Source organism: Sharpea porci (assembly GCF_009695655.1).
Classification (GTDB): domain Bacteria; phylum Bacillota_I; class Bacilli_A; order Erysipelotrichales; family Coprobacillaceae; genus Sharpea; species Sharpea porci.
Genome location: NZ_VUNM01000013.1, coordinates 12,999 through 33,831, shown reverse-complemented (window position 1 = coordinate 33,831; position 20,833 = coordinate 12,999). Strand labels below are relative to the sequence as shown.

The 20,833-nt window shown below is 37.4% G+C and carries 27 protein-coding genes; 1 reads left to right on the top strand and 26 read right to left on the bottom strand.

Annotated features, from left to right (window positions below; translation table 11 throughout):
* Positions 1 to 30: 30 nt before the first annotated feature.
* The 26 genes from epsC to hcp all read right to left on the bottom strand — a co-directional run bounded on the left by epsC (position 31) and on the right by hcp (position 20,401).
* On the bottom strand, positions 31 to 957 hold the full coding sequence (epsC, locus tag FYJ79_RS06905) for a serine O-acetyltransferase EpsC (RefSeq protein ID WP_154515919.1): 927 nt from the start codon (positions 955 to 957) through the stop codon (positions 31 to 33).
* A 78-nt stretch (positions 958 to 1,035) separates the two neighbouring features.
* Entirely contained in the window at positions 1,036 to 1,437 is a 402-nt protein-coding gene (locus FYJ79_RS06900) for a hypothetical protein (RefSeq protein ID WP_154515916.1), read from the bottom strand.
* Between the two features lie 87 nt (positions 1,438 to 1,524).
* A complete protein-coding gene (locus tag FYJ79_RS06895; protein WP_195837031.1) occupies positions 1,525 to 1,881 on the bottom strand; it encodes a tetratricopeptide repeat protein in 357 nt (118 codons plus the stop codon).
* 61 nt (positions 1,882 to 1,942) lie between these two features.
* Positions 1,943 to 2,263, bottom strand: a complete 321-nt coding sequence (locus FYJ79_RS06890; RefSeq protein ID WP_033162906.1) for a PTS sugar transporter subunit IIB — start codon at positions 2,261 to 2,263, stop codon at positions 1,943 to 1,945.
* 107 nt (positions 2,264 to 2,370) lie between these two features.
* The gene (locus FYJ79_RS06885) at positions 2,371 to 3,222 is read right to left on the bottom strand and encodes a hypothetical protein (protein WP_154515910.1); all 852 of its coding nucleotides are present in this window, start codon (positions 3,220 to 3,222) and stop codon (positions 2,371 to 2,373) included.
* A gap of 71 nt (positions 3,223 to 3,293) precedes the next feature.
* The gene (locus FYJ79_RS06880; protein ID WP_195837030.1) at positions 3,294 to 3,860 is read right to left on the bottom strand and encodes an NUDIX hydrolase; all 567 of its coding nucleotides are present in this window, start codon (positions 3,858 to 3,860) and stop codon (positions 3,294 to 3,296) included.
* Between the two features lie 13 nt (positions 3,861 to 3,873).
* The gene (locus FYJ79_RS06875; protein WP_154515904.1) at positions 3,874 to 4,722 is read right to left on the bottom strand and encodes a DUF2971 domain-containing protein; all 849 of its coding nucleotides are present in this window, start codon (positions 4,720 to 4,722) and stop codon (positions 3,874 to 3,876) included.
* A 71-nt stretch (positions 4,723 to 4,793) separates the two neighbouring features.
* On the bottom strand, positions 4,794 to 5,363 hold the full coding sequence (locus FYJ79_RS06870) for a nitroreductase family protein (RefSeq protein WP_154515901.1): 570 nt from the start codon (positions 5,361 to 5,363) through the stop codon (positions 4,794 to 4,796).
* 519 nt (positions 5,364 to 5,882) lie between these two features.
* Entirely contained in the window at positions 5,883 to 6,479 is a 597-nt protein-coding gene (locus FYJ79_RS06865) for a uracil-DNA glycosylase family protein (RefSeq protein WP_154515898.1), read from the bottom strand.
* A gap of 62 nt (positions 6,480 to 6,541) precedes the next feature.
* Complete coding sequence (locus FYJ79_RS06860) at positions 6,542 to 6,928, bottom strand: DUF956 family protein (protein ID WP_154515895.1); 387 nt, start codon at positions 6,926 to 6,928, stop codon at positions 6,542 to 6,544.
* 15 nt (positions 6,929 to 6,943) lie between these two features.
* On the bottom strand, positions 6,944 to 7,861 hold the full coding sequence (locus FYJ79_RS06855) for a PTS system mannose/fructose/sorbose family transporter subunit IID (RefSeq protein ID WP_154515892.1): 918 nt from the start codon (positions 7,859 to 7,861) through the stop codon (positions 6,944 to 6,946).
* A gap of 17 nt (positions 7,862 to 7,878) precedes the next feature.
* The gene (locus FYJ79_RS06850) at positions 7,879 to 8,697 is read right to left on the bottom strand and encodes a PTS mannose/fructose/sorbose transporter subunit IIC (RefSeq protein ID WP_154515889.1); all 819 of its coding nucleotides are present in this window, start codon (positions 8,695 to 8,697) and stop codon (positions 7,879 to 7,881) included.
* 19 nt (positions 8,698 to 8,716) lie between these two features.
* Complete coding sequence (locus FYJ79_RS06845; RefSeq protein WP_154515886.1) at positions 8,717 to 9,706, bottom strand: PTS sugar transporter subunit IIB; 990 nt, start codon at positions 9,704 to 9,706, stop codon at positions 8,717 to 8,719.
* A 666-nt stretch (positions 9,707 to 10,372) separates the two neighbouring features.
* Entirely contained in the window at positions 10,373 to 11,119 is a 747-nt protein-coding gene (locus FYJ79_RS06840; protein ID WP_154515883.1) for an SGNH/GDSL hydrolase family protein, read from the bottom strand.
* A gap of 240 nt (positions 11,120 to 11,359) precedes the next feature.
* Complete coding sequence (locus tag FYJ79_RS06835) at positions 11,360 to 12,223, bottom strand: urease accessory protein UreD (RefSeq protein ID WP_154515880.1); 864 nt, start codon at positions 12,221 to 12,223, stop codon at positions 11,360 to 11,362.
* Positions 12,187 to 12,801 carry an urease accessory protein UreG gene (gene ureG, locus FYJ79_RS06830; protein WP_154515877.1) on the bottom strand — a complete coding sequence of 205 codons (615 nt, stop codon included), beginning with the start codon at positions 12,799 to 12,801 and terminating at the stop codon, positions 12,187 to 12,189. Before ureG ends, FYJ79_RS06835 begins: the two co-directional genes overlap by 37 nt.
* 9 nt (positions 12,802 to 12,810) lie before the next feature.
* Positions 12,811 to 13,497 (bottom strand): urease accessory protein UreF, encoded by a 687-nt coding sequence (locus FYJ79_RS06825; protein WP_154515874.1) that lies wholly within the window; start codon positions 13,495 to 13,497, stop codon positions 12,811 to 12,813.
* Complete coding sequence (locus tag FYJ79_RS06820; protein ID WP_154515871.1) at positions 13,490 to 13,960, bottom strand: urease accessory protein UreE; 471 nt, start codon at positions 13,958 to 13,960, stop codon at positions 13,490 to 13,492. Before FYJ79_RS06820 ends, FYJ79_RS06825 begins: the two co-directional genes overlap by 8 nt.
* A gap of 19 nt (positions 13,961 to 13,979) precedes the next feature.
* A complete protein-coding gene (ureC, locus tag FYJ79_RS06815; protein WP_154515868.1) occupies positions 13,980 to 15,701 on the bottom strand; it encodes an urease subunit alpha in 1,722 nt (573 codons plus the stop codon).
* The gene (locus tag FYJ79_RS06810) at positions 15,698 to 16,045 is read right to left on the bottom strand and encodes an urease subunit beta (protein WP_154515865.1); all 348 of its coding nucleotides are present in this window, start codon (positions 16,043 to 16,045) and stop codon (positions 15,698 to 15,700) included. Before FYJ79_RS06810 ends, ureC begins: the two co-directional genes overlap by 4 nt.
* 11 nt (positions 16,046 to 16,056) lie before the next feature.
* On the bottom strand, positions 16,057 to 16,359 hold the full coding sequence (locus tag FYJ79_RS06805) for an urease subunit gamma (RefSeq protein WP_154515862.1): 303 nt from the start codon (positions 16,357 to 16,359) through the stop codon (positions 16,057 to 16,059).
* A gap of 15 nt (positions 16,360 to 16,374) precedes the next feature.
* Complete coding sequence (locus tag FYJ79_RS06800) at positions 16,375 to 16,893, bottom strand: AmiS/UreI family transporter (RefSeq protein ID WP_154515859.1); 519 nt, start codon at positions 16,891 to 16,893, stop codon at positions 16,375 to 16,377.
* 5 nt (positions 16,894 to 16,898) lie between these two features.
* Positions 16,899 to 17,213 carry a hypothetical protein gene (locus FYJ79_RS06795; protein ID WP_154515856.1) on the bottom strand — a complete coding sequence of 105 codons (315 nt, stop codon included), beginning with the start codon at positions 17,211 to 17,213 and terminating at the stop codon, positions 16,899 to 16,901.
* A complete protein-coding gene (locus FYJ79_RS06790) occupies positions 17,210 to 17,590 on the bottom strand; it encodes a hypothetical protein (RefSeq protein ID WP_154515853.1) in 381 nt (126 codons plus the stop codon). The genes FYJ79_RS06795 and FYJ79_RS06790 overlap by 4 nt, the downstream gene beginning before the upstream one ends.
* A 281-nt stretch (positions 17,591 to 17,871) precedes the next feature.
* Entirely contained in the window at positions 17,872 to 18,636 is a 765-nt protein-coding gene (locus FYJ79_RS06785; RefSeq protein ID WP_154515850.1) for an alpha/beta hydrolase, read from the bottom strand.
* 133 nt (positions 18,637 to 18,769) lie between these two features.
* Positions 18,770 to 20,401, bottom strand: coding sequence for a hydroxylamine reductase (gene hcp, locus FYJ79_RS06780; RefSeq protein ID WP_154515847.1), 1,632 nt, complete (start codon positions 20,399 to 20,401; stop codon positions 18,770 to 18,772).
* A 143-nt stretch (positions 20,402 to 20,544) separates the two neighbouring features.
* On the opposite strand from hcp, the gene FYJ79_RS06775 reads away from it, so the two are divergent.
* Positions 20,545 to 20,817 carry a PF20097 family protein gene (locus tag FYJ79_RS06775; protein WP_154515844.1) on the top strand — a complete coding sequence of 91 codons (273 nt, stop codon included), beginning with the start codon at positions 20,545 to 20,547 and terminating at the stop codon, positions 20,815 to 20,817.
* Positions 20,818 to 20,833 lie beyond the last annotated feature (16 nt).

Sequence of the window (20,833 nt, the reverse complement as noted above, 5' to 3'; positions counted from 1 at the left end):
CTTATACGAAAAAAGCCTGCTAAAGCAGACTTAAATAATATAGAACCAGCTCTTATCATCTTCTGGTAATTGATCACCTTTAATATTGAGTTCCTGATTCTTAATAGAAACTTTTGTATGAGGAGCAACAGACTTCGTTATAAAGGCATTGGAACCAATTGTACTGCCTTGCCCAATAACCGTGTCACCGCCAAGAATAGAAGCCCCTGAATAGATTGTTACATCATCTTCAATAGTAGGATGACGCTTCTTGTTTTTCAGCTTCTGGCCACCCCGTAATGACAGTGCTCCCAGTGTAACACCTTGATAGATTTTAACATTCTTACCAATTGTTGTTGTTTCACCAATGACAATACCTGTCCCATGATCAATAAAGAAGTATTCACCAATCGTTGCACCTGGATGAATATCAATGCCCGTCTGACCATGCGCATGTTCTGTCATGATTCTAGGAATAATAGGAACATTGAGCTTATAGAGTTCATGAGCAATACGATTGACTGTAATGGCATAAAGCCCTGGATAACAAAGAATGATCTCATTCTTATTGAAAGCAGCGGGATCACCATCAAAGCTTGCCTGTACATCTGTCTCAATAAGCGCCCTTATTTTAGGAATGCTTTCAAAGAACTTCTCACAGATGCGACTGGCAAGAATTTCTTCCGTACATTCTGGCTTGTCTTCATTTTCAGGTAATTGTTTTAAAGCTAAAGCAATCTGCTTATTCATATTATAGAAGACATCCTCAATAAGCACGGTTAACTGGCTTGACAGGTTATAAAAACGATAACGACGTTCATTAAAAAAGCCTGGAAAGATAATCTTAATCAGCTTCGCAAGCATATCTTCTACAATGACCGTATCTGGCTGAACAAATAGATTGACCTTGTTGATTGTTCGGTCATCTTGATAATCAATGAGGATATCATTGACAATAGCACTGATTTTGTTATCCATAAAATCCCTCTTTTCATTACATACAGTATACTAGAATGCTGTATGATATTCAAATCAGACGATAAAGAAATCACTTCTCTACTCATATTGCATACGTAAGAGTTTCTTAGCAATTGTTTCTAGGAGGATAAGATTATTCTTGCTCTCTTCATAATCATCCTTTGCTCTTTCCATCTTGCGATAGGCACTGGCTTTTAATTGTCTATAGTGGCGGATATTTTTTTCAAATTGTGGATTGTTGTGAGTTGTTTTTATGCCAGCAAAAGGAATATAAGCACTTTTTTCTATAATATGTAAATAATCACGTTCATAGCCTTCATAGGTTTTCTTTGCCTGCTGGTAGTGCGTTTTATTGCGATCGATGGCAGCTACTGCTTCATTGCGAAGCTGCATATAATATTTCTCAATAAGTTCTGGATTGAGCTGATCCATTGAATCGATCTGCCCAATAAGGGACTCTACTAATGATTCATTGAACACCTTAATCACCTCGAGGACCTATCTTACCACGCTTTGCATTTGTAAGCAAATACTTCTTCTCAAGAAAAAAGCAAGCCATATAATAGCTTACTCTTGATAGCCAAGTTCTTTAGCTTGTTGATAATACTTTTTAGCTTCGTTCTGATCTTTATAAATGCCGTAGCCATATTGATAGTAGTAGGCAAGCTTGTATGTCCCCGCCGGATGATGATTTCTTGCCGCCAACATGAAATAGCTTCGTGCTGTTTCATAGCTCTGATCAACAGTCAAGCCTTTTTCATAAAGCATACCAAGACGGTAGGCACACTCTCCGCTGCCTTTCTGTGCCCCTTCATCGAGGAGTTCTTTCGCTTTTGTCTTGCTTTTCTTCACGCCATCCCCATTCCAGTAACACTCTGCGAGACTAACATAGCTCTCTAAATCTCCTGTTTCGACTTTCTTCATTAATTCCTTAACATTCATATTTTTAAAAAGTGGGACAGACGTCCCACTATGCCTTTCTTTATTATTTCTTCCAGTTTTCAATAGCTTTTAAAGCCTGATCTAATGCCTTCTTGCCGTCCATCATACCATACGTACGCATATCAATCAATTCAACAGGAATACTATTCTCTGTCTGTGTCTTGACCTGATTCATTAAATAACGTACCTGTGGTCCAACTAAGATACAGTCAATCTGTTTTTCTGCATATTCTTTTCTTACTGTAGTTTCAGAAACTGCCCAGATATTGGCTTCCAGCCCTCTTTTCTTAGCTTCGTCCTGCATATGTAGGACAAGTAAACTTGTCGACATACCTGCTGAACATGTTAACATAATGTTGATCATATACAAACCTCCTTGTTTTACCTATATTAAGGTAAGCGTTTTCTATACATATATTATAATTCATCAAAGGCTTGCTTGTTAAGACATATTAGAAATTTCTCAAAACATTACATCTTCTTCCTACCAAAACACTTTTCCATCTTTAAATAGAAATCTTCAAAGGCATGTTTACCTTTTTCTATTTCTGTATTCATCCGACTGACATAAATACCAAGCTTACTCACTTTGTCCATATTTTCATCAAGCTGATCACTTAAGTGTAGTTCATCAAGCTGGTGGAATGCTGATTCAGGATTTCTATTGCCCCTTAAGAAAATAAGGCTTGATAGATTACGATACTGACTTGGAATGTCATGGTGTGAATAGTAGTCTTCAAGCACTTTGTTTTCTTGAAAACGATTTAGTCTTTTTAGCTTGTTTTCTGTCTCTTTGATGACAAGATCAATGCCATTATTTCTATTCTTGATGACTTCGCATTCTCTTTCATAGTGTTCCATTTCTTCTTCATAATGCTTCATCTTTCGTTGATAGATTTCTAATTCTTGCTGATATTTTTTATCCTGACTATGATAATGTTCTTGCGTAGCATTCTTTTCCATCATTTCTTGCTGTTCAAGTTTTTTAAGTCTTAAAAAAACAATTAAGCCTAAAACAATAAGAATGACTAAGCCAAAATAGACAAGTGTTGGCAATGTCTTATGAAAGACAAGCACCACAATCAAAGCCACTATTAATGCCACAAGAAGCACAATCTTCTTTGTCATGAAAGTATGTATTGTCATATCTGGCTTGACTGGTGGTTGAGGTGCCGCCAGTTTATTCTCCGGAGCTTCAGGCAAATCATATTTTGTATGATTCAGCCGTTCTATTTCATCCTCCATAATCTTGCGCATCGCCCTTAATTCATAGGCATTCTTTTCTAACTCAATCGCTTGATCAAGTTCTTCAATAAATTCCATACTGCCTCTCCCTCAAAGCTTCAATCCTTATGTACGAAATCGTACACATCTATTATAATAACCTGCAAGAATCATTGCAACTTCCTCAACTCTTCCCGATAAATTCCTCTATGTTTCAAATACTTTTCCAACAACACATAATCATGTTGATTAATACAGTATCGAGAAGAATCAGTAAGCTCACGATCAAGCTGTTCTAAAGAAATCCAGAATGCTTTTTCTAATTCTTCTTTTTGAATGATGATCTGTGGTTTTTCCTTAAGTTCTACAACATAAACATGCGCAAATTCACGGTCCTTAAACAGGTGATCATGAAAGGTTTTATCATAGTTAATCTTATATACACCTAGTGAAAGAAAATCTGCACTTGTTAGCTTTAAGCCAAGTTCTTCTTCCACTTCTCTTAAAGCGCCTTGAATGAGCGTATTGCCTGCTGAAAGATGTCCTGCGCAAGAGATATCATAGTAGCCTGGATAGCTATCTTTTTGTAATGAGCGTTGTTGAATGAGCACAACATTATGACAAAGCACCCAAATATGTACTGTACGATGCCATAACCCAAGCCTATGTGCTTCTTCTCGTGTCACTTTTCTATGTAAGCTATGACCATTTTCATCATATTCATCAAAATATTCCATTTTCTTCTCCTTATCAATAGCGCAGCTTAAGCTGTGAGAAATAGACTGTTGTATCATAGCCTAAATATTCTAAATAAGCTCTCATGCCTGCTGGCGCTAAATCGACATGATTCTTAGGTGCAACAGTGATTGACATCAGTGGCAATTTACCAACATGGATCTGGATATAGGGCAATAAGAATCCGTCTTTCTCACGAAAACATAATGATTCCTGAGCAGGATTTTCAAAGGCAATACGATATTCCTGTTCACTTTTAAATTCATTTTGCTTAAAGAAAATCGCTAAGCGACTCATATCATATTGGAATCTAGATGTCAGTTCTTGAAAGGCTTTGGTATTTTGTGATTTGATTTCCTCTTCCATAATATCCTTAAAAGTAATATGAAGTTCATCTGGTATTTTTACAAAAAGCAAGTTTCTTAAGATCTTAAGCTGATAGGCTTTGTCATAAATAATATGCCCATGAAGTGTTATGGGGTGATGTTCTTTAATAGCTGTTAATAACAGCTTACCATCAAAGGCCATATTATAGCCTGTTTTATCACCAAACTCAGCCCATAAAGTTAATGAATCAGGTGCTGTTGAAAAGGAAAGCACATAGATATTTCTTTTCGCGAATTCTTCCATTGTTTCAATAATGGAAAGTCTTAAAAGATGTCGATAAGCTTCATTCTCCACTTCACCAATCACCAATTCCACAAGTTCAAGAATATAAGCAAGTTCATTTGTATCATTTAAAAAACTGCTTTTGGTCGCAAAGAAAATACCGCTTTTCAAGATTCCCTGAACACTTTTACAGCTCGTATAATGATACAGCACTTCATCACGATCAATCCCTTTAAACTTCATTAAATCATGCATCACGCTCACCTCTTAACTATTATAAGACAAAAAAAGAATGGGATAAACTCCCACTCTTCATTCAAGATGGATTATTTAGCGATAATAACACGTTCGTTGACATCTTCGCCCTGTTTTTCACCAGCTTCAGCTTCAATCTTACCAAATGGCATTTGAGCAACAAGTGTCCAGTTTTCAGGTAAGTCGAATAATGTTCTTACTGCATCATTGATAACTGGGTTGTAATGCTGAATATTGGCACCTAAACCAGCTTCAGTAAAACGATTCCATAATGTGAACTGAAGCATACCATTAGACTGCTGTGCCCAGACTGGGAAGTTAGCTGCATATAATGGGAAGGCATCCTGCAAGCCCTTTACAACATTTTCATCAATGAAATATAGCACTGTACCATAAGCTGCCTTGAAGCCATCAATCTTTTCTCTTGCTACTTTGCCTTCGAAAGCATCATAGATCTTATCCCAGAGTTCATCCTGTTTAGCACCAGTTGCTAAAACAACTCTTTGTGATCTCATATTAAATGCATCAGGGACAAGTTCTACAGTATCTTTAACGATAGCTTCTACTTCTTCCTGTTTTAAATCAATATTCTTAGATAAAGCATAAATTGTTCTTCTTTTCTTTAATACATCTGTAATCATATTTGTTACACCTCTTTCATGATTTCATTAAACCATAGAATATCGTTTCATGCAAACATAATGCTTACAAATTTACATTTTCATATTCTGAATAATCTTTTGAAAAACTATCTTCCAAGCAAATAGTACCTGTATATGTTTCACTGCTTCTTATAGTCTTATAAAGACATGAAAAAACAATTAAGTGTCTGTTCATGCATATGGATGATAAATTGTGAAAATACATAAAATATCTTGAAATCCACACCATTAAGATTTTCAATTCATCAACATTAGAGTAACGCTCAGTTAGAGTTAAAGCATCAAAATGTTCTGCTATGACTTTTTCTATAGACTGCCATAATATGTGTTTGATAAGCTTATCAATTTTTTTATTAACAAATCTGCCTTAGTTCTTCTACACGGCTCTTTTCTATATATTTGTTGATTCTTTAGAATCTAATGCATTAGGAGATATTTATGGTAAATGATGATTGTGTCTACTTGATAGTCCTTTTCTAATGGTCTCTTTTTGGCTTTCTAGTTTTCTTCATACTTATCCTTCTTATCTAATATATGATGCACATGATCTTGAAGCACAGGTACAACATCCTGTTTAAACCATGGATTCATCTTCTGCCAACGGAAGTTAAGCGGACTTGGGTGGACAATAGGAAAATATTCTGGTAAATAGTCTTGATAACTTCTCACTGTTTCAGTGAGATTCTTTTTGGCCTGCTTGCCTAAATAATGTTTGATGGCATAACTGCCGACAAGAACTACGAGTTGGACCTGATCCATCAGTTCACGAATCTGGGCGTGATATTCTGCCATAAAAGGACGTGGTGGTAAATCCCCTGTCTTGCCTTTTCCTGGATAATAGAAATCCATTGGCAATATGCCAATCTGTTTGGAATAGAATGTCTCTTTATCGATACCAAGCCATTCCATCAATGTTATGCCAGATTGATCATTGAAAGGAATAAGGCTTTCTTCTACCTTTCTTCCTGGTGCCTGACCAATAATTAATATCTTAGCTTCCTTGTTCACTTGGAGAATGGGTGGAATACCTTTTTCTGTATATTTTCTATTACGTGGGTCATTCTTGACTTCATTTATGATCTCTTCTAAATTCATTTTATCAACTCCAAAGCTATTTTAGCACAATCACAAGAGATGTATAAAAAAAACAGCTGAAATTAATCAGCTGCTTTCTTTCCGATATGTAATAAAGCTTTGAAACCTCGACCAATCACCTGAAAGAAACTCAGTGACTTATACATGCGGTCTTCACTCACATATTTTCTCATGGCTCGTAAGAGTTCTTTATTATTACGCGCGGAGAATGCATAGTGGCCATTTCTTTTTGTAAAGATGACAAAGCGATCAATCCATTTATTGAATAATACCCCGGCAGAAATATAATCTACTTCTTCCCAAGGAATCTGGATATAGTCTTCAACATTACGATCATTATAATATTCAAAGGCTTTATCCCCAATCATGATTTGACCAACAGAATTCAAACCTAGAAAACTGCTTGCTTTCACCACATAATCCACTTTCGTATTCTGTGATTGTGCCATAGAGACTCCTTTCTATTACATGAAGCCAAGTACTCTACCGATAATACCTACAGCGAATAATGCTAAGATAATAACGATTGGAGAGACTTTTTTCTTTAATAACTTACAGCATAATAATGTTAATAATAATGCTGCTAAGCCAGGAATTAACTGGTCTAAGTTGCCTTGTAATGTAGTAACTTTTACTTTATCAAGACCTGTAGCACCAAGTTTTGCATACTGAGTTAATGCTTCCTTGATACCAGCAGAACCTGAAGGTAACTTTGCCCAATCAATGTAAGCACCAGCCTGCTGTGTAACCTTAGATACAACTGGTGTGAATGAGATTGATACCCAACGTTGTACTAAGGCACCAATGATGAACATACCAAGGATTGATGCACCTGAAGTAATCTTACCAAGTAAACCACCAGATAAGTCCTTCGTAATTTCTGTACCAACCTTGTAACCAAATTCCTGAGTATACCATAAGAATGCAAAACGAATCACATTCCAAAGTACAAAGAATAAGATAGGACCAACGATTGATCCACTTAATGCCATAGATGCACCTAAGGCACCTAAGATTGGACGTGCAGTGAACCAGAATACTGGGTCACCAACACCAGCAAGTGGACCCATCATACCAACCTTAACACCGTTGATTGCAGTGTCATCGATTGGAGCACCATTAGCTCTTTCTTCTTCAAGGGCCAATGTAACACCCATAACTGGTGCAGATACATATGGATGTGTGTTATAGAATTCAAGGTGTCTCTTTAAAGCGGCAACCTGATCTTCTTTTTTAGGATATAATCTCTTGATTGCTGGGATGATTGAATAGCACCAACCACCATTCTGCATTCTTTCATAGTTCCATGAACCCTGAAGGAACTGATGACGCCAAGCAACAGAGAAACGGTCATGTTTAGTTAACTGAATTTTGTCTGCCATTTGTCTTTCCTCCCTCATTATTCATAGTCATTCAAGATGTCGCCAAGAGGATCGCCTGATCCACCATTGCCTCCACCTGAATTCTTAGCAGATTCCTTAAGTCCAAGATAGATTAAGGCAAGAGATACACCAATAACACCTAAAGCGATTAATGTTAACTGGCTAATAGCAGCTAATACGAAACCAATAGCGAAGAATGGCCATACTTCTTTAGTAGCCATCATGTTAATAACCATTGCATAACCGACAGCGGCAACCATGCCACCACCAACAGCCATACCACCTGATAACCAAGCAGGCATAGCATTTAAGGCACTTGTAACGGCCTTAGCAGGAATGACGCAAAGTGCAGCAGCAGGGATAGCAATACGAACACCCTGTAAGCAAATTGCAGCAATCTGCCAGAATTCAACAGCTTTGAAGTTTGCATCTTCAGCAGCTTTATCCATGAAATGAACCATAGGAATAGCGATTGTACGACAAAGCATAGTTAAGAATAATCCGGCAACAGAAAGTGGAACGGCTACAGCGATAGATGTATTGATAGCTTTAGTAGGATCTGTTGTACCACCCTGTAAACCTAATACCATGATAATTGCTGAGGCAACTGATGCTAAAGCAGCATCTGGTGCTACGGCTGCACCAACGTTTGCCCAACCAAGAGCCATCATCTGTAAAGAACCACCAAGCATGATTCCTTCTGTTGGATGGCCAGTAACTAAGCCGATTAATGTACAAGCAACTAGAGGCTGATGGAACTGCCATTCATCAAGAATACCTTCCATACCAGCGAAGAATGCTACGACAATAACCAGCACGATAGAAATAGCTGACATTGACTTTTTCCTCCCAATATTATAAGCCTAAGCCTTCTTTAGCTTTTTTCATGATTTCATCAAAATTCTCTTCAGAATCAGCAGGGACTTTCTTGACAACAATCTTAACCCCTAACTTCTGAAGTTTTTCAAATGTTTCGACATCATCTTTACCCATAGAAACGGCTTTTGTACATACAACCTTACCTTCACTATGAGCCATTGAACCTAAGTTCAATTCTTTGATTGAAACGCCACCTTCAATCGCTCTTAAAGCATCCTGAGGTGTTTCGAATAATAACATTGCTCTTGTATTACCAAAACGAGGATCCTTATCGACCTTAATCATCTTATCGATTGTTGTAACGTTAGCTCTAACTCCTGGTGGAGCTGCTTGTTCAATCATCTGTTTTCTTAATGCATCATGAGCTACATTATCGCTGACTGCAATAATTCTATTTGGATTTGTAGTCTTCGTCCAAGTTGTAGCAACCTGACCATGTAAAAGACGTGTATCAATACGTGCTAAAACGTATTTGATCTTACCATCACCAATAACTGTTCCTTCTGGAATAGCACCTTTAGGCATAGAATCAGCAGGTTTATCCTTCTTTTCTTCGCCTTCAATCTTGATTGTTTCAGGTAAAACTTTAACGCCGTCTTTTGCTACGCCGGCAACTTTAGCGACGATTTCGTGTGAAGATTCGCTAGAAAAACGAGCTGCATATGCTTCAAGAAGCATTGGCAAGTTAAGACCTGTCATGATTGCCCAATGATCTTCATGACCATTTAATAAGCTAGAAGCCTGGTTAAATGGTGTACCACTCCACAAGTCACACATGAAGATAATTTCCTTGTCGTCATCAAAAGAAGCAATTGCTTCAAGCATCTTCTTCTTGATGTCTTCAGGGCCTTCACTTGGCATTAGGGTAACAGGAGCTACATTAGCTTGTTCACCAAAAATCATCTTACCAGACTGATAAATTCCTTTAGCGAACTCACCATGGCTGGCTATGATAATTCCTACCATAATTAGTATTTCCTCCCAATAAGTTTTATTGAAAGCGTTCTCGTCAGAAGCTTTCAAAATCATTGCACATGAATTCACGCACCATTATTATAATACTAATTCAATAATTTTGAAATAACATTTATCTTTTTTACAAAATATTAATCCGGAATCTCCTCTATTTAGTCGCATTTATAGCGATATTTGCTTTATTTTTTTGATTACTAAGAAATGTAAACATTTACCTTTTTTAGTATATATTCTTTCTTCACAATATATTATTGCTCTTCATTATATATGTTTTCTTTACATATTAACACACACCTATTAAAAAAGAGTTCCTTAGAACTCTACTTCACCATTGTCAGCATAAACATATACATCACAAATAACCATACGGCAAATATTATACGCTTAGGTATTGTAATGCTGTCGGCAAGTTCTGATTTAAATAATCAATCACATAAGGATTACTATCTAGCCCCACAAAAACAAACATCACTACTATGTCAAACTGTCTGATATTGCCATTTACAATCACAAATAAACCAAATCCTAGCATGACAATTGATAAAATAAGCAGTACATAATGATAAATCTTACCGATAACCTTCTCCTTTTCTTTGTTCTATGGAAGAATTTTCTTTGAAGCAACAAAAAAACGAGCACAGCTCGTTTTAAGATTGATTATTTCCAATAGCCTAGGCTCCTGCCAAGTTCATAAACACCATAAGCTTGTGCTGTATAGCCTAAACTATTTAAATGTGTATTATCTTTTTCTACATGTCTTAATTTTTCAGAAATAAGCCCTTGCTTTGCACGTTTAATATCTTCATCATCAAAAGGAATGCCATTGATTGCCAGACCACGCTTAATAAGATATTGACGTCCCTTCAACAAGTGTTCACCAAATGCTTCTTCTAGCGCTTCTTCATACCATGTATCCTCTAAGCCAATAGCTTCATCCGTATAGCCCCAGATCTGATCAGAGTCATTTGGATCATCTGTTGAACTAATGATAATATAGCGATCAGTATGAGCATTGGCAATCATTATCTTATATTGATTAATGAGTGTATCAATATCCTTATCCCAACCACCATTATCACCCATCTCAATAATAAGGATGTCATTGGACTGGTCTCCCTTCTTAAGTGAGCGATTCATAATTTCCTCACTTGTTTCACCACCAATACCATAATTATTTGTTTTGATTCCTGTTAGCTTTTCAAGAACAGCAGGATAGCTAACGCCATCCCCATTGACACCTTCCGTCATCGAATCACCCCAGGCATTGATTTCCGTCATCTTGCTGACGGATTTGACTTCACCAGCGATTGATGTTGAAGCATTGACAAGCTGGGGAACAGAATTTGCAGTAGAAAGGGCGAGAAGTGGAATGAGGGCTAATTTGACTATTGTTGAAGGATTCATGGTATTTTCTCCTATAATCTAATATATAAATGAAATACTAAGATTCAAATCAAGACTATTCTATAAGGGTAAAGAAGCTTATAAGCTTGACTCATCATGACTTTCCAGCACGCGAAATACAGTTTAAAAAGTTTTGTGAACTTTTTGTGAACTCATCCAAAAAACTCTCTATTTAAGATAGTTTTTGATATATTTCACAAAATATTCACATAAAGAAAAAGTCCTCAAATAGGACTTCTCTTAGATATTCATAGAATGGGGACCTTTACGTAAGTTAAGTGGTGTTAAATTAAGGCTACTTCGATATGCACGAATGAACACTTCCATCACACGGTGATTCTCATCCCCACTTAACCCTAGTACACGTAATACCATACCTTCACTTTCAATCAACGATAAGCCATAACGCGAGCTTGAAGAGAGCTCATCTAGAATATGACGATAAGACTCGACTTTTGTGGCATCCAGATCTTCATCAATAATTGTGACTGAATTGAAATTTGTATAGCCTTCAAAATAGCCCAATGACTTCATCTCATCAAAGCGTGGATCAACTAGAAGAAAATCATTCAACAATAAACGCTTGTGACGATAGATTCGTGTTTTAATTGCTATGCGGTCATAGGAAAAGGGTTCATCATTTTCTTCATATCCAGCTGTTAATCCATCAGTAAGAATAAGCTTTGCATGATCTTTAAGAGAGATTTCACTCAATTGATGAAAAAGTGCATGTTGATAGGGAATTGTTTCATCAAAGTAATATTCACATAAAGCATTCTCACCAACTTCTAAGAAGCATTGTTGGAGGGTTGTTTGATTGTGCTCGCATTTATAAATATAATTTGGTGTCTGGGTTGTAAGAATGGCATGCGTGTTATCGTCAAGAATGATGTTTTGAAGATAGTGTTCACCTTCGACATATCCACCGCCTGTAGCAATGAGGAAGTAGTAAGGAACTCCCTCATCATTGGGCAAATTGGCTGAAATGCGTGAATTGCCGTGACGATAAAGCTCATAGGCAATCGTACGTTCACCATAACTGATGAAATGCATGCGTATTTCACCAGCTAAAGGTCTTCGAGTAGACAATCCTTTTTGATCCATTCAACTACATCCTCCAAGCCTTCATCCGTCATAAGATTGGTAAAGACAAACTTGCCATCACCACGAAATGATGCTGAGACTTTACGCATATTCTCCAAGTTTGCACCAACGTATGGTGCAAGATCAATCTTATTGATGATAAAAAGATCCGACTTAATCATACCCTGTCCAGCTTTAGAAGGAATCTTTTCCCCTTCCGCACAATCGATGATATAAATTGAGAAATCGACTAATTCCGGTGAGAATGTCGCCGCTAAATTATCTCCCCCACTTTCTACAAAGATAATATCAAGCGTATGATTAAAGCGTTTCTCTAATTCATCAATTGCGGCAAAATTCATTGAAGCATCTTCCCTAATAGCCGTATGGGGACAGCCACCTGTTTCCACGCCAATAATACGATCTTCATCAAGAACAGAATTCTTGGCCATATATTCGGCATCCCATTTTGTATAAATATCATTGGTAATCACAGCCATAGAATACTCATCTTTCATTCTTCTCGTTAGACGTTCAATAAGCTGTGTCTTGCCAGATCCAACTGGTCCACCAACACCAATTTTTAATGCACGTTTCATAAAACCCTCCTAAGACATAAATAATCTTGCCGCTTGCACTTCATGACGAATCTGTGCAAGCTCTAAGCCTGGTGCATTGGCACCAAGCAGTTCTTCGTCATATGTTGCCACTTCATGATAGAGCTTATCGATTAAAGTTATTAATTCATGAAGAATCACCTGTCCTTCCCGCTGACCTAGAGGAATGGAGCGTACACCATTTTGAACAAGTGTTGAGACAATCGAATAACCATACATTGTAAAGACTTCTTGTGGAGACAAACCCAAGGCATAGGCAAATAAGCTAAAGATGATGGCAGGATTACCATAAGCTTGCTCATTTTCAATCTTTGCGACATAACTATTCAACAAGCTAAATGTATCACCATACATCTTTTGGATGAGGATATACATTTGTCTGGCAATCATTTTTGTGCCTTCTCTTGTCTCTTTGGCAAGTGTTGATTGAGTGATTATATCATCATATGTCAGGATGTCTTCTAAGCTTGCATCATGACAAAGTAATGTAAGAAGGCCTTCACCATAGCGATACTGGGAATGAAAGTAACTTTCTATCCACATCTTGAATTGTGGGGCCTTCTTAATCTTACGTTCAAAGAGATAGTTTTCCATTCCAAAGGAATGATTGAAGGTTCCAATAGGAAATGTTGAGTCACAAACCTGAAAGACTTGCATCATTGTTTTGATATCAGTCATGGTGATGATGACTATGTGCAGAAAGATTGAGATACTGCATTGGACTATCTAGTGCCATCTTCTCAACAACATAGTCAGCTCCTTCCTTCTCCAATGTCTTTTTCACCACTTCATCATAAAGCAATGTAATCTTACCATGGGCAATGGTTACAGGTTTGTGTAGATTGCCAAGCATATGAGCCTTCTTGCCCATATCATCAATATCTTTTGGTGTAATGACAATGACTTCATCAGGAATGACTTCTAAAACAAGCAAATCATGTTCGTCAAGAAGAAAGGCAGAACCGTTTTCTAAGCCCTCACGTTCATCTTCTAGACGAATGCCATAATCATGATGATGATCACTTGTGACTCTTAAAATAGATTTTAATAAATCATCACTCTTCACCATGACTCTTTCAATATGATAACTGTCAAGATCAGGAATATCTTTCACATTTTTATAGACTTTCGTTAATATCATGGTAACCTTCTTTCCTTGATTAGAAGAAATAATAACGCTGTGCTAAACAGATTTCATCGACTGGATCACAGGTAATTTCTTCTCCATCAATAGTAACCACAAAGCTTTGTGGGTCTATTTGTATTGTACTTGGAGCATAGTTATTGAGCTTCATATCACGCTTTGTAAGATTGCGCGTCTTATGAACTGGTAAAACAATCTTATCAAGCCCAAGTTCTTCCTTGATGCCATGTTCATAGGCATATGTGGATACGAATGTAATGCTTGTCTTCGCCATACCCTTGCCATATGCGCCATAGAGATCGCGCATCATACGTGGTTCTGGTGTAGGAAGTGATGATGAGGCATCACCAACAACTCCATAAGCAATGACACCAGCTTTAAGTACGAGCTTTGGTTTAGCACCAAAGAATTTTGGATCCCATATGACAAGATCAGCATATTTGCCTACTTCAATGGAACCAATATAATCTGAGACACCATTGACGATAGCTGGATTGATTGTATATTTAGCGACATAGCGTTTAATACGATTGTTATCGGAAAACTCTGAATCACCTTCAAGTGGACCACGCTGCTTCTTCATCTTATCAGCAAGCTGCCAGCAACGCATAGCAACTTCACCAACTCGTCCCATGGCCATTGCATCACTTGTCATGACCGAAAGAGCTCCCATATCATGAAGAACATCTTCAGCAGCAACTGTCTGCTTTCTCACACGTGATTCTGCAAAAGCAACATCTTCAGGCACTTTTGGATCAAGATTATGACAAACCATGGTCATATCAAATAATTCATCAATGACATTTTGTGTATATGGGTTGGTCGGGTTGGTGGAAGAAGGAAGGATATTCTTCTCTCCAGCAACAATCATGATATCCGGTGCATGTCCACCTCCTGCTCCTTCAGTATGGAAGGTATGCACTGTTCTTCCGGCAAAGGCATTCAATGTATTCTCGACAAAGCCACCTTCATTAAGAGAATCAGTATGTACAGCATAGGAGACATCATATTCATCAGCAGCCTTAATGGAATTATCAATTCCACTCGCAGTAGCACCCCAGTCTTCATGGGTCTTGATGCCAGCCGCACCTGCTCTTACCTGTTCAGCAATGGTTTCAGGTGTAGCCCCTGCCCCTTTGGCAAGAAAGCCATAGTTAAGCGGATCATGGTCAACCGCTTCTAGCATGCGATGAATATGATAGGCACCCGGTGTTGTTGTAGCTGAGTTTGAGCCATCAGCAGGACCAGTCCCACCACCAAAGAGTGTTGTAATGCCATTATCTAAAGCAGCATGTCCTAATCCTGTTGATAGATAGTGAACATGTAAGTCAATGCCTCCGGCTGTAACAATCAGCCCTTCACCTGAGATAGCTTCTGTTGAAGCCCCAACGACAAAATCAATATCATCCATGATATCAGGGTTGCCACCCTTGCCAATCGCAAGAATCTTGCCATCCCTAATACCAATATCAGCCTTATAGATACCTGTATAATCAATGATCAATGCGCCAGAGATGATTGTATCAGCAACAAGCTTATTGCCTTCTCTTGTCATAGTGGCATTAACGCCCATGCCATCTCTTAAAACCTTACCGCCGCCAAACTTGCTTTCCTGGCCATGAACCGTATAGTCTTTTTCAACTCTAGCAAATAGATTCGTATCACCTAGACGGATGGAATCACCCTCAGCTGGTCCAAACATCTGTGAATATTGTTGACGATCCATCTTGAAACTCATTTTTCTACCTCCTGATCATGGGCATGTTTATCTTTGTCAAGATAGCCATTGATCTTATTGTTGAAGCCAAAGACACGTCGAGAGCCACCAAAATCAATGAGTGAAACAGTACGTGTTTCCCCTGGTTCAAAACGAATAGCTGTACCAGCTGGAATATCAAGGCGTTTGCCATAAGTCTTCTCACGATCAAACAACAAGCCACTGTTGGCTTCATAAAAATGGAAATGTGAGCCAATCTGGACAGCACGGTCTCCACAGTTTCTGACTTCTACTTCGATTGCTTCATAGCCTTCGTTGTAATCAACAGGTTCATTTGAAGCATAATGTAATTCTCCTGGAATCATAATATTACCCCCTATCTAATTGGGTCATGTATGGTTACAAGCTTAGTCCCATCGATAAAGGTTGCTTCAACCTGAATCATGGGAATCATTTCTGGTACACCTTCCATGACATCTTCACGTCTAAGAATCTGTCCGCCTTCATTCATTAACTGAGCAACAGTCTTTCCTTCACGTGCACCTTCTAAAATATAACTCGTAATTAATGCAACACTCTCTGGATGATTGAGCTTTAAACCTTTATCTTTACGATTTTGAGCAATCATACCAGCTAGAGAAATCAACATCTTCTCACGTTCACGTTCTGTTAGTTGCATAAAGTTCCTCCTTGATTATTTTGGCCACATATTGATAAGCATCAGGAAACCTGGAATCCAGGCTGTGACCACACCCTCAATAACACTTAAATATGCTGGAAACTTGCCTAAATTCATCTTCAAGTTATTTGTAAGAAAGCCGGTAAGCCAGAGAACGCCCCAGGCCCACCAGATAACACCATAAATCGCATTACCCCCAAATCCACTAAAGCATAAAGCTCCAGCTGGAATACTATTGATGGCGACAAATAAACTAAAATAGCCATATAAACGATTATCAAGATTGAAAATTGTATTAATGGCTGTATATAAATAGGTAAAAGCAAAGAGTAATCCCGTTGCTGAACCAAAGAAATAGGTATTGGGCTTTGATGTAATAATGCCATAGGACAAAGCAACAATATTCAAGATCAAGCTCAACCCTCCGGTAAAGATATTCATCACAGCCATTGATTTATCATTAATGCCCTCAATTGTTGCTAAGCCATTAGAAATTAAAACAATGCCAACATAGAGTAAAACACACCCCAACATCTTCCTTACCTCCCCTGATTGGAAATTGGATGAATGACATGGAGAGGATCTTTCACAAGAATCATCACAAGCCAAATCACTAACGCTAGAACAACAACACTTACCCCTAAAAAAGCATCGTTGATCATAACAGCAGAACTTGGTGTGAAAACCTTAGACTTGACTTCAAGATATTCATAAAAGAGATCCACCATCCACATTAAGCTTGCACCCCAGAACATCAGCACAAGCTTGCCAATATAAAGCCTTCTCGCATGAGCGCTTAAATACCAGACAATTGTCGATAAAATAGCACCAATAAGACATATAAGAAGTGTCATGAATGCACCTCTTCAGACACTTTTGTATAAGGAAGCTGCATCTTGAATGTCACCAAAGTCATCACAACCCATACAAATGTCACAAACAATGCCATCGTCACCCCGACAGTTGCCATTTCTTTTAACATTGCTGTAAATTGCTGTGGCGAAGAGGCTGCTGTAAGGAATGGGAAGAATGGTGTAATCTCACCATGCCACAAATGTTCAAACATCAAAAGAGCACTTCCCCCTAATAACATGCTATTTAACGTTTTCATATTCTTGATGAAATGGATAGTGAGATCACTCGCTTCACTTTCATCAACATAAGCATTCAATTTCTTTGAAGCAACACTTGTCACGATTGCTTCTGTTGTTGGTACTAAAAAACAAGCCATAAATATTTCCTCCTATTTGATGTCCACATGTGTTCTTTGCTTAAGCTTGAGTTCATTATATATGCTTTTATTTTGTTGTCAAATGCGATTTTGATACCTATATTTTTGTCATTTTAACAAATTTAGAGCGCTATTTATGGATTTAGGAAATATATAGTACTAATATACTGTAATATTTCTAAATATAATTAATAATTTTTTATCACTGTGTAGGATATTTATAAATTATTTTTTTAATAAAATTTTATTAATATGAAAAAAGTGATCCAAGGATCACTTCGTTAATGAGATATCGGACTGAAGAAATGAATGATTGCATCAATAGCTTCATCCATGTATTTAGGATTAGAAAAAGGATGGTCGGCATTCTCAACTTCCAAAAGATCAATGACATTGTTTTCTGAGAATTGACGTGTGACTTCAATAGGAACCATTGTATCCTTTGTGCCATGTATCATCAATATATCATCCGCATATTCAAGATAATCATACTGGCTTATATCATGATGCTTTAAATCATCAAAGAATGCCTGATCAAGCTTAATCTTACGATCAAATCCACGTATAATCTCTTTGCCTTTAGCTAGCTTTGACCATTCACTTTCATCAATATCCTGAGTCAAGGAATCATACATCTTGATAGCAGGACATCTCAAAGCTATCTTCTTATAACAGCTTCCTTCTTCATGAATCATTCTTAATAGCACATAAGCCCCAAAGCTTGATGCATAATGATAGAGATCTGTAATGCCCATTTCTTCTTGTATATAGGTATTCACAAGACTTAAATATGTCATACATTCTTCGATGACAAGCTTATTTCTTGCATCCTGCCCATGTGCTGGCCAATCAAAGCATATAACGCCATAATGCTTATATTTACTAGTGATACGCTCACTGAATTTTTCAATAGCTTTATTGTCTTTATTGCCACCAAAACCATATGTTGCCACAACAATACAATTAAGATCATGAAGATTCTTATGATAATAAAGCTTACAGCGTACACTGAATCCTTCTTTATTAATATCAAAATATTTCTGCATACTTTTACCTTCTTTTAGCCAATCTTAAAACAAATTTCACATAGAAGCAACGATGAAATTTCCTCACTTATAAAAAAAGATAACCTATCAAATAGTGCATTTCACACTATTGACAAGTTATCTATAAAATATCTTAGGCTTCAACTAAAAGCTTAAGATCATCATCAACATCACCAATACCCGCAATACCAAACTGTTCAACTAATACATTCGCAACATTTGGAGAAAGGAAAGCTGGTAATGTAGGACCTAAATGAATATTCTTCACACCTAAGTAAAGTAATGCCAATAAGACAATAACAGCTTTCTGTTCATACCAAGCAATATTGTAAGCGATTGGTAAATCATTGACATCATCTAAGTTAAAGATTTCTTTGAGCTTTAAGGCAATTAAAGCTAATGAATAAGAATCATTACACTGACCTGCATCAAGAACTCTAGGAATACCGTTGATATCACCTAAGTTTAATTTATTATATTTGTATTTAGCACATCCTGCTGTAAGGATAACTGTATCATGAGGAAGTTTTGAAGCAAATTCCGTATAGTAGTTACGGCTCTTCTGACGGCCATCACAACCTGCCATCACAATAAACTTTCTAATTGCACCACTCTTGACAGCTTCAACAACCTGATCAGCTAAGGCAAAGACCTGATTATGGGCGAAACCACCAACAATCTTACCTGTTTCGATTTCTTGAGGTGCTTCACAGCTTTTAGCCTGTTCAATTAAAGCAGAGAAATCTTTTGTTTCACCATATGGTGCATCAATATGCTTACAGCCAGCTACCCCTGCAGCACCTGTTGTCCATAAGCGATCCTTGTAGCTTGCACGAGGTGGAACAACACAGTTTGTTGTCATGAGAATAGGACCGTTGAAGCTTTCAAATTCTTCAGTCTGCTTCCACCATGCGTTACCATAGTTACCAGCAAAGTTATCATATTTCTTAAAGAAAGGATAGTAATGAGCAGGAAGCATTTCTGAATGTGTATAAACATCTACACCAGTACCCTTTGTCTGTTCAAGAAGCATTTCCAAGTCTTTGAGGTCATGTCCTGAAACTAAGATACCAGGATTCTTTCTCACCCCAATATCAACTTCAGTGATTTCTGGATGACCATAAGCACTTGTATTCGCTTCATCAAGTAAAGCCATACCATCAACACCATACTTACCAGTTTCAAGTGTTAAAGCCACTAAATCATCAACAGTTAATGAATCATCTAACGTCTTCGCAAGAGCTTCCTGAATGAATGCATCAACTTCTTCATTATCCTTTAATAATGCATTCGCATGCTTGCTGTAAGCAGCTAAGCCCTTAAGACCATAAGTAATGAGTTCTCTTAAGCTTCTGATATCTTCATTTTCAGTCGCAAGAACACCAACTTCTTTAGCTCTTGCGTCATAATCAGTAATTTCTTCACCAGCAGCTTTGACAAGTGCATCCTTGTCTTCTACTTGTGCATATAATGCTTTCTTGACTTCAAGAGTCTTCTTGATTCTACCCTTGATGACTTCATCATCAAAGTTCGCATTTGTGATTGTTGTGAAAAGGTTGACTGTTACAAGATGGTTGACTTCCTGATCAACATTCTTGCCTTCTTTTCTTAACTGTGTTGTGACAGCTGATAAACCCTTTGTGACATAAATTAATAAATCTTGCATGATAGCAGTTGTAGCAGTTTTACCACATACACCCTGAATAGTACAGCCAGTATTACGTGCTGTTTCCTGGCATTGATAACAGAACATTTTGTTTTCCATTGTTTTCTAACCTCCAACAAGAGCTACTTTATCATTTCCTACTATTCTAATATGTTGTAATAACAACATTGCTCTATAAAAACAACAAAATAATTTCTCTATTTTCATTCTTTGATATAATACTCTTAAAGGAGGAGAGTTTTATGGAATGCCCTTATTGTCATCAAGAAATGGAAGATGGCTATCTAAAAGCTCCAGGGAAAGCTATTATCTGGACAACAAAGAAACATCTAAATCCACTCATAACTACACAAGAAGAAATCTGGTTAGATTCCATCAGTCAAATTCAAGTGATCGTACCTCATGCTTATCGTTGTAGTACATGCAAGATCATCATTAAGAAATATCAAGAGCCTGTTGACAAGATCGGTGAAATGCAGAAACGTCTAGATGCATTTTCTAAGACAAACAAATAATCAAAAAAGATAACTC

Bases quoted from the DNA above. Each gene is read 5' to 3' on its own strand.
- epsC (WP_154515919.1), bottom strand. From the start codon at position 957: ATGGATAACAAAATCAGTGCTATTGTCAATGATATCCTCATTGATTAT.
- FYJ79_RS06895 (WP_195837031.1), bottom strand. From the start codon at position 1,881: ATGAAGAAAGTCGAAACAGGAGATTTAGAGAGCTATGTTAGTCTCGCA.
- FYJ79_RS06890 (WP_033162906.1), bottom strand. From the start codon at position 2,263: ATGATCAACATTATGTTAACATGTTCAGCAGGTATGTCGACAAGTTTA.
- FYJ79_RS06885 (WP_154515910.1), bottom strand. From the start codon at position 3,222: ATGGAATTTATTGAAGAACTTGATCAAGCGATTGAGTTAGAAAAGAAT.
- FYJ79_RS06880 (WP_195837030.1), bottom strand. From the start codon at position 3,860: ATGGAATATTTTGATGAATATGATGAAAATGGTCATAGCTTACATAGA.
- FYJ79_RS06875 (WP_154515904.1), bottom strand. From the start codon at position 4,722: ATGCATGATTTAATGAAGTTTAAAGGGATTGATCGTGATGAAGTGCTG.
- FYJ79_RS06870 (WP_154515901.1), bottom strand. From the start codon at position 5,363: ATGATTACAGATGTATTAAAGAAAAGAAGAACAATTTATGCTTTATCT.
- FYJ79_RS06865 (WP_154515898.1), bottom strand. From the start codon at position 6,479: ATGAATTTAGAAGAGATCATAAATGAAGTCAAGAATGACCCACGTAAT.
- FYJ79_RS06860 (WP_154515895.1), bottom strand. From the start codon at position 6,928: ATGGCACAATCACAGAATACGAAAGTGGATTATGTGGTGAAAGCAAGC.
- FYJ79_RS06855 (WP_154515892.1), bottom strand. From the start codon at position 7,861: ATGGCAGACAAAATTCAGTTAACTAAACATGACCGTTTCTCTGTTGCT.
- FYJ79_RS06850 (WP_154515889.1), bottom strand. From the start codon at position 8,697: ATGTCAGCTATTTCTATCGTGCTGGTTATTGTCGTAGCATTCTTCGCT.
- FYJ79_RS06845 (WP_154515886.1), bottom strand. From the start codon at position 9,706: ATGGTAGGAATTATCATAGCCAGCCATGGTGAGTTCGCTAAAGGAATT.
- FYJ79_RS06840 (WP_154515883.1), bottom strand. From the start codon at position 11,119: ATGAATCCTTCAACAATAGTCAAATTAGCCCTCATTCCACTTCTCGCC.
- FYJ79_RS06835 (WP_154515880.1), bottom strand. From the start codon at position 12,223: ATGGATCAAAAAGGATTGTCTACTCGAAGACCTTTAGCTGGTGAAATA.
- ureG (WP_154515877.1), bottom strand. From the start codon at position 12,801: ATGAAACGTGCATTAAAAATTGGTGTTGGTGGACCAGTTGGATCTGGC.
- FYJ79_RS06825 (WP_154515874.1), bottom strand. From the start codon at position 13,497: ATGACTGATATCAAAACAATGATGCAAGTCTTTCAGGTTTGTGACTCA.
- FYJ79_RS06820 (WP_154515871.1), bottom strand. From the start codon at position 13,960: ATGATATTAACGAAAGTCTATAAAAATGTGAAAGATATTCCTGATCTT.
- ureC (WP_154515868.1), bottom strand. From the start codon at position 15,701: ATGAGTTTCAAGATGGATCGTCAACAATATTCACAGATGTTTGGACCA.
- FYJ79_RS06810 (WP_154515865.1), bottom strand. From the start codon at position 16,045: ATGATTCCAGGAGAATTACATTATGCTTCAAATGAACCTGTTGATTAC.
- FYJ79_RS06805 (WP_154515862.1), bottom strand. From the start codon at position 16,359: ATGCAACTAACAGAACGTGAACGTGAGAAGATGTTGATTTCTCTAGCT.
- FYJ79_RS06800 (WP_154515859.1), bottom strand. From the start codon at position 16,893: ATGTTGGGGTGTGTTTTACTCTATGTTGGCATTGTTTTAATTTCTAAT.
- FYJ79_RS06795 (WP_154515856.1), bottom strand. From the start codon at position 17,213: ATGACACTTCTTATATGTCTTATTGGTGCTATTTTATCGACAATTGTC.
- FYJ79_RS06790 (WP_154515853.1), bottom strand. From the start codon at position 17,590: ATGGCTTGTTTTTTAGTACCAACAACAGAAGCAATCGTGACAAGTGTT.
- FYJ79_RS06785 (WP_154515850.1), bottom strand. From the start codon at position 18,636: ATGCAGAAATATTTTGATATTAATAAAGAAGGATTCAGTGTACGCTGT.
- hcp (WP_154515847.1), bottom strand. From the start codon at position 20,401: ATGGAAAACAAAATGTTCTGTTATCAATGCCAGGAAACAGCACGTAAT.
- FYJ79_RS06775 (WP_154515844.1), top strand. From the start codon at position 20,545: ATGGAATGCCCTTATTGTCATCAAGAAATGGAAGATGGCTATCTAAAA.